Origin of the sequence: Epilithonimonas zeae (assembly GCF_900141765.1) — a bacterium.
Taxonomy (GTDB): Bacteria; Bacteroidota; Bacteroidia; order Flavobacteriales; family Weeksellaceae; genus Epilithonimonas; species Epilithonimonas zeae.
Window position 1 is genome coordinate 421,360 of record NZ_FSRK01000003.1, and the last position, 14,610, is coordinate 435,969.

A 14,610-nucleotide genomic window follows, 5' to 3' on the forward strand; every position below is an offset into this window, starting at 1 on the left:
AAACTAATGGAAACACAAATGAAAACTTACAACTTTTCTTTCAAAGGAAAAGGCAGCGATTTCTTTGGAGTCGTGGTCGTAAACTGGCTATTAACAATCATTACTCTTGGGCTTTATTATCCTTGGGCAAAGGAAAGGACCCTTAAATATCTTTACGCTAATTCTTATTTGGAGGGCGATAATTTTCAGTTCACCGGAACCGGAAAAGAGATGTTTGTTGGTTTTGTGAAAATTTTTGGAATCGTTGCGGCATTTTACATTGGGATTATCATAGCAATAAAAACTCAGAATACATTTCTGATGGGAATTTTTGTATTTTTATTTTATGTATTTTTTCTGGGAATCATTCCGTTTGCTATCCACGGATTTTACAAATACAGAATGTCCAGAACCAATTGGAGAGGCGTAAGATTTGGTTATAGAGGCGACAGAGGAACATTGATGAAAATATATTTCAAAGACTTATTCCTTACGATTATTACTTTCGGAATTTATAGTTTCTGGATGACGACGGATTTGCGAAATTACACATTAAGCAATGTAAAATTTGGAAGTGCTGAATTCAAATACAAAGCCAGCGGAAGCGATTACTTTTGGCTTAATTTCAAAGGTGTCATTTTAACATACATCACTTTAGGAATCTACAGTTTTTGGTTTCAGAGAGATATTTTGAGATTTTATTTTGACCATTTGACCTTGCACAACGGCACTGAAAAAGTAAGATTCCAATCCAAATTATCCGCAGGAGACATCTTCGAATTATTGATTATCAATATGTTGATTCTGATGTTTACATTAGGTTTGGGATATGCTTTTGTAGAAGTAAGAACTTTGACGAAGCTTTTCAGCAGTCTCGAAATTGTTGGAAATATCAACTTAGATACGTTGCAACAAACAGAAGAAGAATACAAAAATGCTTTTGGCGATGAGGCTTTGGATGCAATGGACCTTTCTGGCATCATCTAAATGAAAATCACATCGCAGGCTAAATATTTTGACGGAAAAACTTCTAAACCACATTTTGTGGAGTTAGAAGTTTTTCTGCATAATCAGGTAACCTTTTATTTTGAAAACAGAAGATTAATATGGAATTTTCAGGATATTAAGTTTGAGAAAAACGGAGAAATATTGTCTATTACAAAAAAAGACAACCTCCACGAAATCATCAAAATCGAAAATCCTGAAACTGCTGATACAATCTACAAGTCTGCAAAAACTTCTCAAAATCTATCGTGGTATCAAAACATTCTGGATTTTGGTCCGAAGTTTTATTTAACTGCTTTTGTATCCGTTATCACACTTATCGCTTGTTTTTACATTTTCATCATTCCGTATGTCAGCGAAAAAGTAACTGATATTTTACCAATCAGTTTCGATGAAGAAATCGGAAATACCAATTTTCAGCAAATCAAATCGACTTCTAATATTGATGAAAAACAGTCTGAAAAACTTCAGGAATTTGCTAATCTTATCAATTTTGGAACTGAGAGAAAACTCTATTTTAAAGTTATTAATGATGAAGAAGTCAACGCTTTTGCTTTGCCTGATGGAACTATTGTTGTTTATTCTGGCTTGCTTTCAAAAGTTGAAAATCCGAACGAATTAGCAGCACTTTTAGGACACGAGGCAACACATATCAAAGAAAGACACAGCACAAAAATTCTGGCAAGAAGTATCGCTGGATATGCCATTGTTTCTTTAGTTGTTGGCGATGTGAATGGAATTATGACAACTTTAGCGAATAACGCCAATGAGCTGAATAATTTGTCTTTTTCCCGAGAATTTGAGCAATCGGCCGATGAAGGTTCTTATGCGATTTTGAAACAAAATAAAATCAATCCGGAAGGGATGTATCAACTCTTCAAAATACTTGAGAAAAGTGATAATCTAGAAGTTCCAAAAATCTTATCCACTCATCCATTAACCAAAGACCGAATGAACTATTCCAAAACTTTGATGGACAGAAATGACTACTCTTTTTCTTCCAATCCCGAATTGCAAAAGGCATTTGATAATTTAAAAAATTAAAAAAGGTTCAGAGATTTCTGAACCTTTCTTTTTATATATCTAGGATAATTCTGTAAATATCAGAGGAATTCCTCACAATACCTTCTTGAAAAAATCCGCCCGACTGAGGAATCAATTCTATAAAATCAAAAACCTTACAGTCATCTGGCAATCCGGAAAAAATCAATGTAAACCAATATTCTTTTGCAACAGGGACATCTGTCCAAGTCGGGAAAAGGCTGATATTCTCAAAATGGATGAGTTTAGAAATATGGTCAGAATTTCTGTCAACAAGATAAGTTGATGACCAAATCCTAATTTTTTCCTCCATAATGAAGTCTGATTTGAAACAGCAATGTAAGATGACCTGTTTCTCTTCTTTCATTTTGGACTGAAGCTCCAATAGAATTTCTTCAGCAATGATTGGTTTTACAATAGTTTCGCTCATTAATATTCCAATTCTAATTTCTCTTTAGAATAATCTCTGATTTCGTGGATGAGTTCCGGATGTTCTGCTAATTTTTTTCCATAACTAGGAACCATTTCTACCAATTTGTCTTTCCAATCTGTTTTCAATTTATCAGCAAAACAGTTTTCCAAAACCATAATCATCGCAAAAGCAGAAGTACTTGCTCCTGGAGATGCGCCTAAAAGTGATGCAATATTTTTGTCTTTGTTCACAACCACTTCTGTCCCAAACTCCAATCTTCCACCTTCGAATCTGTCTTTTTTGATGATTTGAACTCTTTGTCCGGCGTGTTTCAATTCCCAGTCTTCTTCTTTGGCATCTTTCACAAAGTCTCTTAAATGCGACATTCTCTGAGATTTGCTCATCGTCACCTGCTGAATCAAATATCTTGTCAAAGGCATATTGTGCCACCAAGCGCCAAACAGAGAACGGATATTCTTAAAATTAACACTTTCCGGCAAGTCCAGATAACTTCCTTCTTTCAAAAACTTAGTAGAAAATCCTGCAAAAGGTCCAAACAACAATGCTTTTTGACCATCAATAATTCTTAGATCAAGATGCGGAACTGACATTGGTGGAGCACCAACAGTTGCTTGTGTGTAAACTTTGGCATGATGTTTTTCAACCAATTCAGGATTAGTTGTTACCAGCCATTGTCCACTCACCGGGAATCCACCGTAACCTTTACTCTCCTCAATTCCAGAACTTTCCAAAAGCGGAAGTGCATATCCACCTGCACCAATGAAAACAAATTTTGCATTCACGGTTTGTTTATGAAGATTCTTTCTGTCTTTCACTTTCAGATTCCAGCCTCCGTTTCCGTCTGCCTCCACATCTTTTACTTCGTGGTAAGTGAAAACTTCTACAGACTCAGTTTTTTTGAGATGGTCTATCAATTTTGTTGTCAAATTCCCGAAATCAACATCCGTTCCCTGATCCATTTTCGTAGCAGCAAGCTTATCTGTCGCCATTCTTTTCTGCATCATCAGTGGAAGCCACTTCTCTAATTGTTGATGATTATCAGAATATTCCATTCCCTGGAACAAAGGCGATTTTAGTAAAGCTTCGTGTCTTTTTTTAAGATAAGTCACATCTTTCTCTCCAAAGACGAAACTCATATGTGTACAGGAATTGATGAATTCTTTCGGATTGTCAATAATTCCTTTATTGATTAAATAAGACCAGAATTGCTTAGAAACTTCAAATTGTTCTGCGATATATTCAGCTTTTTTGATATCGATTTTGCCTTCTTTCTCAGGCGTATAATTCAGTTCACAGAAAGCAGAATGTCCTGTTCCAGCATTGTTCCAAGCAGAAGAGCTCTCTTTGGCCACTTTTTCCAGTCTTTCGAAAATTGCAATTTCCAGACTCGGGTCAAATTCGTGAAGCATTGTTGCCAAAGTTGCACTCATAATTCCACCGCCTACCAACGCAATATCGTATTTAGGTTTTGGATTCATTTATTTAGATTTTTCGGATACAAAATTAGTGATAAATGTCAACTTCTGTGCCTCGTCATTTTTTAAATATCTTATCATTTGTTAAGAAATCTCAAATCTGCTTTTAAAGTCTTTTCTGAAATTTTAAATCATTAATTTTGCAAAGACTTTGGAAAATCGAAGTGTAAAAAATGAAAGCTTTAAAAACACTGAATCCCTATTTCTGGAAACATCGTGTCTTACTTTTTTGGGGATTTCTATTCATCATTCTGAGTAACTTTTTTGCGATTTACAAAATCCAGTATATCGGTCAGACTATCAATATTATAGAGAAAAATTATTCAACATTAAATTTATCTTCTGACCTTAACATCATTGATAATGTTAAGAATAATTGGACTTACTTCAGAATAATCTTTATCAACTCAGGAATTTTAATTGGATGTTCCCTGCTTTCTGGTTTTTTCACATTTATGATGAGACAAACCATTATTGTAGCATCCAGAAGAATAGAATATGAATTGAAGAACAAAATCTACCGTCACTATCAGGAGCTTTCTATTACAGATTACAAAAAGACAACAATTGGAGATTTATTGAATCGATTGAGTGAAGATGTTGTTGCCATCAGAATGTATCTTGGTCCAGGCGTAATGTACGTGGTGAATTTGATTATTTTATTAATCATTACCAGCACTTATATGTTTATGACGGATTTGCAGATGACACTTTGGACTTTGGTTCCGTTACCAATTCTATCTTATGGAATCTACAAAGTAAGCGACATTATCAACAAAAAATCGAAGGTAATGCAGAAAAGCCAGTCCGGTATTTCGACTTTTGTACAAGACAGTTTTTCGGGAATCCGAGTGGTAAAATTCTTCAGTAAGGAAAGATATATCGAGAAAAATTACGGAGTCAAGGTTAAAGATTATCAGGACAAAGCGCTTGATTTAGCCAGAACAGAAGCTTATTTTTTCACAATCATTATTTTCGTTATTGGACTTTTAAATGTTGCGATTCTTTACATTGGCGGACAAAAATATATTGCCGGAGAAATGAGTGTCGGAACAATCGCCGATTTCTTTATGTACATCAATATGTTGATTTTCCCCTTCTCGATGTTGGGTTGGGTAACTTCTGTCAATCAAAGAGCTGACGCCAGTATGCAACGTGTCAATGAGTTTTTGGATATGAAATCTGATATTATTAATACGAATAATGAAGTTTATCCTATAACCGGAGAAATTGAATTCCGAAATGTGAGTTACACTTATCCAAATACAGGTATCAAAGCTATCAAAAATCTAAGCTTTAAAATTAATGCAGGAAAATCTCTCGCGATAATGGGTAAAACCGGAAGCGGAAAATCTACAATTGCACAGTTGCTTTGCCGACTAATTGACCCGGACGAAGGTGAAATCCTCATCGATGGAAAGAATCTGAAAACTCATAATCTGAAACTTTATAGAGACCAATTAGGCTATACACCACAAGAAAGTTATCTTTTTTCTGATACGATTGAGAACAATATTGGATTTGCCGTCGATAACCCAAATCGTGACTTGGTAGTAGAAATGGCGAAAAAAGCAGATGTCCACAAAAATATAGAAGAGTTCAAAGAGCAATATGAAACGATGGTTGGCGAACGCGGTGTAATGCTTTCTGGTGGGCAAAAACAGAGAATTTGCATTGCCCGAGCGATGATCAAACAACCGAATATTATAATCTTTGATGATTGTCTTTCTGCCTTGGATACAGAAACAGAGGAAAACATCTTGCAGAATATTGATAACGACATCAAAACTACTACTTCTATCATAATAACTCACAGAGAATCAAGCGCGAAAAGAGCTGACGAAATTTTATATCTCAATTAAAATCAACTACAATATCAATAATATTTTTATTAAAATTTTAAGAAAAAAGCTCATTTAACAGATTTTTTTAACAAAATATTTTGAAATTCCGAGAATTCTGTTATATTTGTTAAAACAGATTTCTAAAAAAATATTTAACAATGAGTGAATTTAAGGAACGACATGAGAATGAGATTTTCACTAAAGTGTTGAAAGCAGGAAGAAGAACTTATTTCTTTGATGTGCGAGAGACAAAGGCGGGTGATTATTATTTGACCATTACAGAAAGTAAGAAAAACTTCGGGGAAAACGGTGAGGCAACTTTTGAAAAACACAAAATCTATCTTTACAAAGAGGATTTCAAAAGTTTCCAGGAATTATTCAATGAATCTACAGACTTTATCATCCAGCAGAAAGGCGAAGATGTGATTTCTGAAAGACACGATAAAGACTTCAAATCCAAATCATTTACGATTGACTCTGACGACGAAGTTTAAAAACAAAAAAAAGCGCATTTTAGAATGCGCTTTTTTGTTTATAATATTTGTCACTTATTTCTACTAAAAAAAAGGCTATTAAAATTAGCTGATACCATTCAAAATCCAACTTAAATCTCATATTCGCAGCATGTCCAACTACGTATGGAAAAGTAAAATTGGCAAAAAATAAAAGTGAAAACCAAAATAAAGGTTTTGATTTTTTATATAAAAAGGCTAATGAAATCAAACTAATTAAATTAACTAAAACAACATAGATTTTCCTCCCTAAAAGCAATACTAAACTATCATCACTAAAATATTTCGGTGGTACATAGTATAGACAAAAAGCATTACTCAATGCTTTCTTTATAAAATAATGAGGCTTCCATTGTGTTGCTTTAGCTACTTCATTCTTATAAATTTTTTCCATGTTCAACTCATCAATCTCATCACGCATTTGATAGATATAATGATCTCTTGCCATTGGAATTAATTTTAAATCATCTAAAAGCTGTCCATTAGGAGTAAATCCGTAATAAATATTTTGCCATGCTGGCGTTTTGGACAATACAATCTGATTGAAAACATAATAATTTCTAATGACCCAAGGAGAGTATAACAATAAAGCTGTAAAAACTAAAATCGAAAATTTCTGAAAATTTAGTTTTTTAAATATTAATAATCCTAACATCATTATTACAGCTAAAGGAACTATAATAACTTGTGTTAAGAATAAAATTGCGGTTATAGCTCCAAAAATGATTGTCCATTTAATTTCTAATTGATTTCCAAACCAAACTTTAAAATACAGTAAAAGCCAAATTAGTAATATAAGGATAAAGATATTAGTTGCTTCTATACTTGCCGAATAAAGAAAATAGGCTGGCGATAAAAGAAATAAAAACCCAGCCAAAATTCCTATATTATCTTGTGAAAAAGTTTTTAAAATCTGAAAGATTAAAATTGGTAAAAAAAAGCTAAGAATAGCTTGAAATATTGCAACACCTACTAGACCTTTAGCTCCCAATAACCAAATAAAAAAACTTAAAAAATAGGGATAAATAGGCAATTTGAAAGCCGTTCCTCCTAAGTTGATAAATTCTGAAAATTGGTGATATTTTACAATATTTTTAGCAATAGTAAAATCTTCTATTCCAGAAATATTTTCTTGAATTATTATAATATAAATTACCTTAAGAATTACTGTAATACCACTTACTAGACACAAGTTTTTATAAGTCAATAATTTTTTTATCATTAAACAAATATAAAGATAAGATAGAAAATAATTTTATATAAACAAAAAAGCATCTCATAAAATGAAATGCTTTTTATCTGTGGGTGAATGAGGGGTCTCGAACCCCCGACCTCCGGAACCACAATCCGGCGCTCTAACCAACTGAGCTACAATCACCGTTTTTGCGTGTGCAAATATATAATATTTTCTTTGTTAATCACAAATAATTCCATCGAAATTTTTCAGAGCAATCAATTTTTCGGTTGTAAAACCTTCCGCATATTCTACTCCGGAAAGTCTTCCTAGGTCTTGTGCTCTGTAAGTCAAGCTTTCCAGAAAATCTTTTGTTGCAATTGGTGTAATCGGTTCATTGGATTCAGGATTATAAAATTGTGTCTTGTATGCCAAACACGCTTCTATTTTTTGCTCCATAAACCCAGAAATATCAATGACAAATTCTGGAACCACATTTTTCCATTGGATATAATGGAAGATATGTTTAGGCCTCCAAACTTCTTGTAGTTGACCATTTTCAAAAGTTTCAATTTTCTTCAAACCTGAAAGAAAACAAGCATCGGAAACTAATTTTGCAGCTTTTGCATGATCAGGATGTCTGTCATCAATTGCATTTGCTAAGACAATTTCAGGTCTGTATTTTCTTATTTTTTCGACAATTTTAAGTTGATATTCCTCTGAATTATTAAGGAAACCATCTTTCAGCTTAAGATTTTCTCTTGAACTTATTCCTAAAATTTTTGCCGCAGCGACAGCTTCTTCAGCGCGTGTTTCAGCGGTTCCTCTGGTTCCTAGTTCACCTTCTGTTAAATCAATAACACTAATTGTTTTTCCTTCAGAAATTAATTTTATAATTGTTCCTCCACAACCTAATTCCACATCATCCGGATGTGCTCCTATTGCAAGAAAATCACATTTCATATCAAAATATTTTTGTACAAAATTACTAAAAACAAAACTTCCCAATTTTAAGAATTGGGAAGTTTATATTAATCTAATTGAGATTATTGATTAAGAACTTTCTGCAGAGAAAGTGCATCTGCATAAGTTGGATTAAGAGCCAATGATTTAGCAACATTAGCTTTCGCTTTTTCTTTGTCGCTATCTTTTGCTATAAATGCAATTGCGAAATAAGCATAAGACATTGTTTCTTTGTTTGTTTCTTGATCTGCCGCTGGCTTAGCCAACAATGTATCAATATATTTTTGGTATGCAGCAGAAGCTAAGTCCTGGCTTCCAGCTTGTTGATAAGCATAACCCTGGCTATAATAAGCAGGCTCCCAAGTTGGAAGTAATGTTATCATTTTCTGCCAAGTTAAAATAGCGCCATTCCAGTTTTTAATATCCTGATAAGCTTGAGCTAATTTATAAATTGCATCTGTATCCTGAGCATTTGCAGCAACTTTGGCTTTCAGAGCTTCGATTTCTGGTGAAGTTCCACCAGCATCTGCAGAAACACCAACCAACCCACCTTTGATTTTGCCAAGTTCTTCATCCCAATTCATGGTTTCATCTTTTGCATTTTTTGCAATAGCGATTTTCTGTTGGGAAGTAGCTTCTAATTGTGCTTTTTTAGCTGAGTCTTTCTCATCTTTTGCCAAACCTGCAGCAATCAAACCTTGTAAACCTTCGTCAGATGCCTGAACTCTTGATTTATCTGCCTGAGACAAGAAAGTATTAATACTCTGCTGTGCATCTGCATATTTAGCTTCACCATATTGGATATAAGCTCTCAATTTATATTTGATAGGATCATCTACTTTATCAAATACTGAATCCAAAGTCGTTTTAGCATTAGCATAATCGTCATTAGAAAAGTAAAGTTTTGCAATCTCTAATTGAGTATATGGATCCTCATCTGCATATTTGGTATAATTAATCAAATTCTGAGTTGCTTCCGCATTCTTCTGATATTTGATATTAAATCCTGCTAAAGCTTTGTAAGCCGGTGCATAAGTTGGATCTACAGCAATCGCTTTATCAATATTAGTTTTGGCTTGTTGCCATTGTTGAGCAGCAATCCAAAGTGTTCCTTTTCTTGTATAAACCGAAGCTTTATTTTTAGCAACAGCTTCTGCTTTATCATAAGCAGTCATTGCATTTCCCGGGTCTTTTTTAATTCTGTAAGCGTCACCTAAAGAATAATAATAATTGGCAGGAACACCAGCTTTCTGAGCTCTTTCAACAGCTTTGTTCAAGAATGTAATTGCTAAATCCGGCGCACTGTATTTTTCAAATAATGTTAATGCTTCACCAGCTCTGAAAAGAACTTCTGCATCTTTTTCTTTAGAATCTTTTACAATCTGCTGAATCTCTGTGATGGCAGACTTGTCTCCTTTACCCAATTTTACAGAAGCTAAACCTAATTTGTTCAAATAACTTTTTGGATCAGCTGCTAGCCCTTTGTCAAAGCTTTCTTTAGCTAAATCAAAATTAGGATCGAATTGAGTTAAATATGTATTACCTAAATAGAAATAGTTATTTGCATCTTTAGGATTTTGATTGATAAGATCTGTGTAGTTTTGTTTTGCTTTCGCATATTTTTGGCTATCTACAAAGTTAATCCCGTCCTGAACAGATTGTGCAAAACTGAAACTTGTAAAAAAACCTACTGCTGCTGTTACAGCAATTTTTTTTGATAAATTCATTATATTCTCTTTTTTCATTTTTCGTAACTGTAAAAATTCTGGTTTTAATGTCAATATTTAGACCAAAATAGATAATTAAATTTAAATCTTCTGTTAAATAAATATTAAAAATTAAATCATCTCATCTGAACTTCTCTTCTGAAGATATTATAAGGTTGAAGTCCTTCTTTTTCAACAACAATCTGTCCCAACTGCTGACAAGAAAATCTGATAAAACCATTTCCTAATCCATAGTACGCTTCGTTACTTAAAAAATATAAAACTCGTGTAAAAGGATAAGTCATATCTTTCAGATTTTCAGAAGAAACTTCATAGGATTTATTGTCTTTAACTACATTAAGAACTTTTAATTCGTTTCTTAGTTTTGTTGCTTCTTCACCAAAAGGTCTACTGATAGTATTATAACTAATCACACCAATTTTATCCGGATAATTCTTCAATTGCTCTGCTACATTTTCATTTCCGTTGATGATAGAAAACTTAAGATCAGCAGGATTCTTCTGAAATTTTTGAGCAATAAAATTAAGATTACTTGAATTGGTTCCATCAAATATTAATCTTTTTTTGTCTGATGAAAGTTCATTAGAAATCTCATCCATAGAAATAGACTCCAATGGTGAGTCTTTTGGAACGACAAAAAGCACTGCATCAGCTGCAAATTTTCCTGGGAGCCAAGGCAAATCTATCTTTTTATCATAAGCTTCTTTTTCCTTAACCGAAAGTTCTCTGGACATTACCACAACTCTTGCTTTTCTATCCAACAAATCCAATAACCCAAGATCCTCTTTCTTGATGATAACATTGATTTTTGTCTCAGGATTAAGCGCCATATATCTTTCTGTCAAAGCTTCTATAACACTTTTGAAAGACTCATCTGTTTCTATCGTTATTTCACCTTTGTTAGGCGTATCTATTTCTTTCGGTTTCTCTTTGGAACACGAAACAGCAATAGCAAAAGTTGCTACAAGCAGGAAAAAGATTTTTTTCATTTCTAATTATTATTTTTTAATGATATGATAGCTCTTACAATACGGAAAACACCATAAGCTATAAGTAATCCGCCTAATGGATAAGCCACATTAGGTTCTAAAATAATGATGAAGAATTTATATACGATAACTACGATTCCTAAAACAATATAGAAAAGACCCGTTATCAAAGAAAGCCAATTAAACATATGACAAATCTAATAAAAAAAGAGAAGTTTTTCTAACTTCTCTTTTATATAATATGTTACAAAATAATTATTCTGGTGGTTGCATAGCTAATGGTAATCTATATCTATATCGTACAGTTTGTCCATTTGTTTTTGCCGGTGTCCATTTATTTTTTATTGATTTAATCGTTCTGATAGCTTCAGCATTAAAATCATTATTTGATCCAGTAACTTTAATATCAGTAATAGTACCATCTCTTTCTACTACAAAAGAAACCTGTCCTTTAACTACACCATCTGCTCCTTCTATAGCTGCTGTATCAAAATTTTCAGCAACTTTTTTCCTAAAAGCATTAATTCCACCAGGAAACTCAGATGCCTGATCTACAGATTCGTAAACCTCATTCGTCACTGGTTTTACCTCAGCTGCAACTCCTTTACCTGTTACTGGTGGTGGAGGTGGTGCATAAACCGGAGTTTTTACACCTTCCTGGTTTTGAAGCCCCGTCGTAGTTTCCAATTGTTTCGTAATTGGTGGCGGTGGCGTTTCAATTTTAGGCGCTTTTTTAGGTTCCGGAACAACGTTCTGAATTACCTCTTGCTTTTCCTCTTCTTTTGGAGGAGGAGGTGGTGGTGGTTCTTCTTCTTTAGGTTGTTCAATGATTGGCTCTTCTTCTAAAATATCTACTAACTTCGCTTCTACTTCCACTTTATCCTTAGCATTCATTTGTTGAATCTTAAGATATACAAGTGGAGAAACTGCAAGAGCTAGGAAAAAAGCAGTACCAATTAGGAAAGACTTTGTCAGCATTTTAGGATATGCAGTCCTAAGATCATAGGCTCCGTATACTTTATTTCTATTTTCGAATACAATCTCATCCAAAGTTGGATTGTAATTCAAATTATCTTCTGCCATTTTAATATTATTAAATGTAATACTTGTAGTGGATTATTCTCCTACTTTCTTTTTGTAAACAGCTTCTTCCCAAGGTTTGATATCGGTAACCCCATATCTTTCATTTTTGGTAACTGCCATTTCATCCAGAATGTCTACAAAGTTTTTATATACTGCATCGTCTGTCGGTTTGATAATTACTGTGAATTTGTCTTTATCAGATGCTCCAGCTTTTGCTCTCTCAATTACTTTCGTAATTCCTTCTCTATCGAAGTTAGTTTCAACAAGTGTTTGCTCATTAAGACCAGCCTGATCTTGTTGATGATAAAAAATCTTGTTATCCTTGCCTATGATGATAGAAATTGAATTATTCAATTTGATTTCTGTCTCGGGTGATTTCTGCTTGTCCTTTGGTTTCGCCGGAAGGCCAAGATCCATTACATTAGGTTTACTAAATGTTGTGGTAAACATAAAGAATGTAATCAAAAGAAAACCTAAATCTACCATCGGCGTCATATCTACGCGGGTGTTCTGCTTTTTCGAACGGACCTTGCCGCCTTTCCCGCTATCCTCTTTTACTTGAACTTCTGCCATTTCTAATAGAATTAATTAGATTTTTCTTGTGATGTGATCAACCAAAATTTAAGAAAATCAATATCTCTTAAACCTTCAAATAAACTTTTCACTTTTGGATACTTTGTAGTTACGTCACCTTTAATCGCTAACTTATAGTTAGGATTAACAGCTAAACTCTGTTGTACCCAATCAATCAATTGTTTATTTGTACTATCCATTGGAATACCTGTAGTTGCTTTGAAAGCTTTTTGCTGATCTTCAGGAAGATTCAAATAACTTTTAAGCTGTCCCATTGGTACTCCTACCGCTTGTACTTTTGTAAATGCTACTTTTTCTGGGTTAGTGAAACTCATTCCGTATTTCTGACCCATTTTATCTAGAAGCTGAATTCTCTCTGTCCCATTTTCAACAGGTTGGAAATAGAATGTACCAGCTTGTGTAACATTTATTGTCATAAGACTTGCATCAGGAAGCAATTTCTCTGATATAGAAGAAGGCGGTTTTATTTGTTCCACATCAGGTTTTTTGAACTGTGTGGTTAATATAAAGAATGTAAGTAGTAGGAACGCAACATCACACATCGCGGTCATGTCCGTAACTACTCCATGTCTTTTTGGTTTAATTCTCGCCATTATTATAAATGTCTTTGTTAACTAATTTATGAATTTTAAAAATGTAAAGCTTTACATTTTTGATAGTCGATACTTTTATTTCTTAGTGAAATTCAGCAAAAGACTGTTGGATGCTCATAGAGATCTCGTCGATCTTGTAAGTCAATCCGTCAATTTTAGACGTAAAGAAGTTATAAAGAATAATTGCGATTGCAGAAGTACCAATACCTAAAGCAGTATTCATCAAGGCCTCAGAGATACCGATTGATAATGCAGCAGCATCAGGAGTTCCACCTCCACCACCTAAGGCAGCGAACGCTCTAATCATCCCGATTACGGTTCCAAGTAGTGCTACCAAAGTTGCAACTGTACCTAGAGTAGAAAGGATCATCATGTTTTTCTCCAACATTGGCATTTCAAGCGTAGTAGCTTCTTCGATTGCTTTTGTAAGCGCAGCCATTTTTTGTTCTTTGTCTAATGTAGTATCTTTAGCTAATGCTTTGTAAGTCGTAAGACCTTCTTTCACAACATTACCTACAGATCCTTGTTGTCTGTCACACTCTTCAAGAGCTTCGTCAACTTTGTTTTGGTTTAGCAAACTTCTTATTTTCAAAACGAAGTTATCAACGCTACCGTTTCCAGCTGCTTTGCTCAAAACGAATGCACGCTCGATAGCAAATACAATAACCGTGATCATGAATGTAATAAGGATTGGTACGATAAATCCACCCATATAAACCATTCCTAACCCGTGTGGATGTAATTCCTTACTTTCGATATCTGCGAAAGCGACAGAAGCTACTCCATCAATACGAGGGTCAGCAGTAAAGTTTGATGGGTTACCACAAACAAATAAATAAATGGCAATACCTATCACTAATAAAATAGGAATAATTACCGCAGGATTAAGTCCTCCTTTTTTCTTAGCAACTACTTGCTCATCTGTGTTTGAAACATTCATTTCCATATTAAAACTAAATTATAATTGTTAAATTTTATCGTGTAAAATAAAGTCAAATATTTGGAAAATGCAAAATTATTTTCCGTTTGACTTGTAATTTTTTTATCTACTAAATCCGCATTATTTAATTATTAATTAAATTAAAACCTTGTTTTTATGAAATCATTATCTCTTTTAGAAACATTAATGGAAGATATATAAAATTGACTTGCATAAATTACGATTTTAATTTCAACAAATTCCAATGTATAGGATAAC

General features: G+C 33.6%; 15 protein-coding genes and 1 tRNA gene. 4 read left to right on the top strand and 12 right to left on the bottom strand.

The window, feature by feature from the left end; genetic code table 11:
- Positions 1–6 precede the first annotated feature (6 nt).
- Together BUR19_RS18165 and BUR19_RS18170 are read left to right on the top strand one after the other, a co-directional pair.
- Complete coding sequence (locus BUR19_RS18165) at positions 7–966, top strand: YjgN family protein (protein WP_074236931.1); 960 nt, start codon at positions 7–9, stop codon at positions 964–966.
- On the top strand, positions 967–2,028 hold the full coding sequence (locus BUR19_RS18170) for a M48 family metallopeptidase (protein ID WP_074236932.1): 1,062 nt from the start codon (positions 967–969) through the stop codon (positions 2,026–2,028).
- A gap of 31 nt (positions 2,029–2,059) precedes the next feature.
- On the opposite strand, the gene BUR19_RS18175 is transcribed toward BUR19_RS18170, so the two are convergent.
- A complete protein-coding gene (locus BUR19_RS18175; RefSeq protein WP_074236933.1) occupies positions 2,060–2,455 on the bottom strand; it encodes a hypothetical protein in 396 nt (131 codons plus the stop codon).
- A complete protein-coding gene (gene mqo, locus BUR19_RS18180; protein ID WP_074236934.1) occupies positions 2,455–3,936 on the bottom strand; it encodes a malate dehydrogenase (quinone) in 1,482 nt (493 codons plus the stop codon). Before mqo ends, BUR19_RS18175 begins: the two co-directional genes overlap by 1 nt.
- Before the next feature lie 170 nt (positions 3,937–4,106).
- Between mqo and BUR19_RS18185 the strand changes: the two genes are divergently transcribed.
- Positions 4,107–5,795, top strand: a complete 1,689-nt coding sequence (locus tag BUR19_RS18185; protein ID WP_074236935.1) for an ABC transporter ATP-binding protein — start codon at positions 4,107–4,109, stop codon at positions 5,793–5,795.
- 140 nt (positions 5,796–5,935) lie between these two features.
- Positions 5,936–6,271, top strand: a complete 336-nt coding sequence (locus BUR19_RS18190; RefSeq protein ID WP_027383662.1) for a DUF3276 family protein — start codon at positions 5,936–5,938, stop codon at positions 6,269–6,271.
- Between the two features lie 19 nt (positions 6,272–6,290).
- Here the strand turns inward: BUR19_RS18190 and BUR19_RS18195 are convergent, their stop codons facing one another.
- The 10 genes from BUR19_RS18195 to BUR19_RS18240 all read right to left on the bottom strand — a co-directional run bounded on the left by BUR19_RS18195 (position 6,291) and on the right by BUR19_RS18240 (position 14,358).
- A complete protein-coding gene (locus BUR19_RS18195; RefSeq protein WP_074236936.1) occupies positions 6,291–7,511 on the bottom strand; it encodes a glycosyltransferase family 39 protein in 1,221 nt (406 codons plus the stop codon).
- 81 nt (positions 7,512–7,592) lie between these two features.
- A tRNA-His gene (locus BUR19_RS18200) sits at positions 7,593–7,668 on the bottom strand.
- Positions 7,669–7,703: 35 nt separating this feature from the next.
- Complete coding sequence (bshB1, locus tag BUR19_RS18205) at positions 7,704–8,426, bottom strand: bacillithiol biosynthesis deacetylase BshB1 (protein ID WP_074236937.1); 723 nt, start codon at positions 8,424–8,426, stop codon at positions 7,704–7,706.
- An 83-nt stretch (positions 8,427–8,509) separates the two neighbouring features.
- The gene (locus BUR19_RS18210) at positions 8,510–10,153 is read right to left on the bottom strand and encodes a tetratricopeptide repeat protein (RefSeq protein WP_245799104.1); all 1,644 of its coding nucleotides are present in this window, start codon (positions 10,151–10,153) and stop codon (positions 8,510–8,512) included.
- A 116-nt stretch (positions 10,154–10,269) separates the two neighbouring features.
- Positions 10,270–11,142, bottom strand: coding sequence for a PstS family phosphate ABC transporter substrate-binding protein (locus BUR19_RS18215; RefSeq protein WP_074236939.1), 873 nt, complete (start codon positions 11,140–11,142; stop codon positions 10,270–10,272).
- Between the two features lie 2 nt (positions 11,143–11,144).
- The gene (locus tag BUR19_RS18220; protein WP_074236940.1) at positions 11,145–11,330 is read right to left on the bottom strand and encodes a C4-dicarboxylate ABC transporter; all 186 of its coding nucleotides are present in this window, start codon (positions 11,328–11,330) and stop codon (positions 11,145–11,147) included.
- Positions 11,331–11,397: 67 nt separating this feature from the next.
- Positions 11,398–12,225 (bottom strand): energy transducer TonB, encoded by an 828-nt coding sequence (locus BUR19_RS18225; RefSeq protein WP_074236941.1) that lies wholly within the window; start codon positions 12,223–12,225, stop codon positions 11,398–11,400.
- A gap of 33 nt (positions 12,226–12,258) precedes the next feature.
- On the bottom strand, positions 12,259–12,798 hold the full coding sequence (locus tag BUR19_RS18230) for an ExbD/TolR family protein (protein WP_074236942.1): 540 nt from the start codon (positions 12,796–12,798) through the stop codon (positions 12,259–12,261).
- An 11-nt stretch (positions 12,799–12,809) separates the two neighbouring features.
- Positions 12,810–13,412, bottom strand: coding sequence for an ExbD/TolR family protein (locus BUR19_RS18235; protein WP_074236943.1), 603 nt, complete (start codon positions 13,410–13,412; stop codon positions 12,810–12,812).
- Positions 13,413–13,494: 82 nt separating this feature from the next.
- On the bottom strand, positions 13,495–14,358 hold the full coding sequence (locus BUR19_RS18240; protein WP_074236944.1) for a MotA/TolQ/ExbB proton channel family protein: 864 nt from the start codon (positions 14,356–14,358) through the stop codon (positions 13,495–13,497).
- Positions 14,359–14,610 lie beyond the last annotated feature (252 nt).

What these genes read in the sequence shown, in the direction of transcription:
- BUR19_RS18165 (WP_074236931.1), top strand. Translation starts at nt 7, where the DNA reads ATGGAAACACAAATGAAAACTTACAACTTTTCTTTCAAAGGAAAAGGC.
- BUR19_RS18170 (WP_074236932.1), top strand. Translation starts at nt 967, where the DNA reads ATGAAAATCACATCGCAGGCTAAATATTTTGACGGAAAAACTTCTAAA.
- BUR19_RS18175 (WP_074236933.1), bottom strand. Translation starts at nt 2,455, where the DNA reads ATGAGCGAAACTATTGTAAAACCAATCATTGCTGAAGAAATTCTATTG.
- mqo (WP_074236934.1), bottom strand. Translation starts at nt 3,936, where the DNA reads ATGAATCCAAAACCTAAATACGATATTGCGTTGGTAGGCGGTGGAATT.
- BUR19_RS18185 (WP_074236935.1), top strand. Translation starts at nt 4,107, where the DNA reads ATGAAAGCTTTAAAAACACTGAATCCCTATTTCTGGAAACATCGTGTC.
- BUR19_RS18190 (WP_027383662.1), top strand. Translation starts at nt 5,936, where the DNA reads ATGAGTGAATTTAAGGAACGACATGAGAATGAGATTTTCACTAAAGTG.
- BUR19_RS18195 (WP_074236936.1), bottom strand. Translation starts at nt 7,511, where the DNA reads ATGATAAAAAAATTATTGACTTATAAAAACTTGTGTCTAGTAAGTGGT.
- bshB1 (WP_074236937.1), bottom strand. Translation starts at nt 8,426, where the DNA reads ATGAAATGTGATTTTCTTGCAATAGGAGCACATCCGGATGATGTGGAA.
- BUR19_RS18210 (WP_245799104.1), bottom strand. Translation starts at nt 10,153, where the DNA reads ATGAATTTATCAAAAAAAATTGCTGTAACAGCAGCAGTAGGTTTTTTT.
- BUR19_RS18215 (WP_074236939.1), bottom strand. Translation starts at nt 11,142, where the DNA reads ATGAAAAAAATCTTTTTCCTGCTTGTAGCAACTTTTGCTATTGCTGTT.
- BUR19_RS18220 (WP_074236940.1), bottom strand. Translation starts at nt 11,330, where the DNA reads ATGTTTAATTGGCTTTCTTTGATAACGGGTCTTTTCTATATTGTTTTA.
- BUR19_RS18225 (WP_074236941.1), bottom strand. Translation starts at nt 12,225, where the DNA reads ATGGCAGAAGATAATTTGAATTACAATCCAACTTTGGATGAGATTGTA.
- BUR19_RS18230 (WP_074236942.1), bottom strand. Translation starts at nt 12,798, where the DNA reads ATGGCAGAAGTTCAAGTAAAAGAGGATAGCGGGAAAGGCGGCAAGGTC.
- BUR19_RS18235 (WP_074236943.1), bottom strand. Translation starts at nt 13,412, where the DNA reads ATGGCGAGAATTAAACCAAAAAGACATGGAGTAGTTACGGACATGACC.
- BUR19_RS18240 (WP_074236944.1), bottom strand. Translation starts at nt 14,358, where the DNA reads ATGGAAATGAATGTTTCAAACACAGATGAGCAAGTAGTTGCTAAGAAA.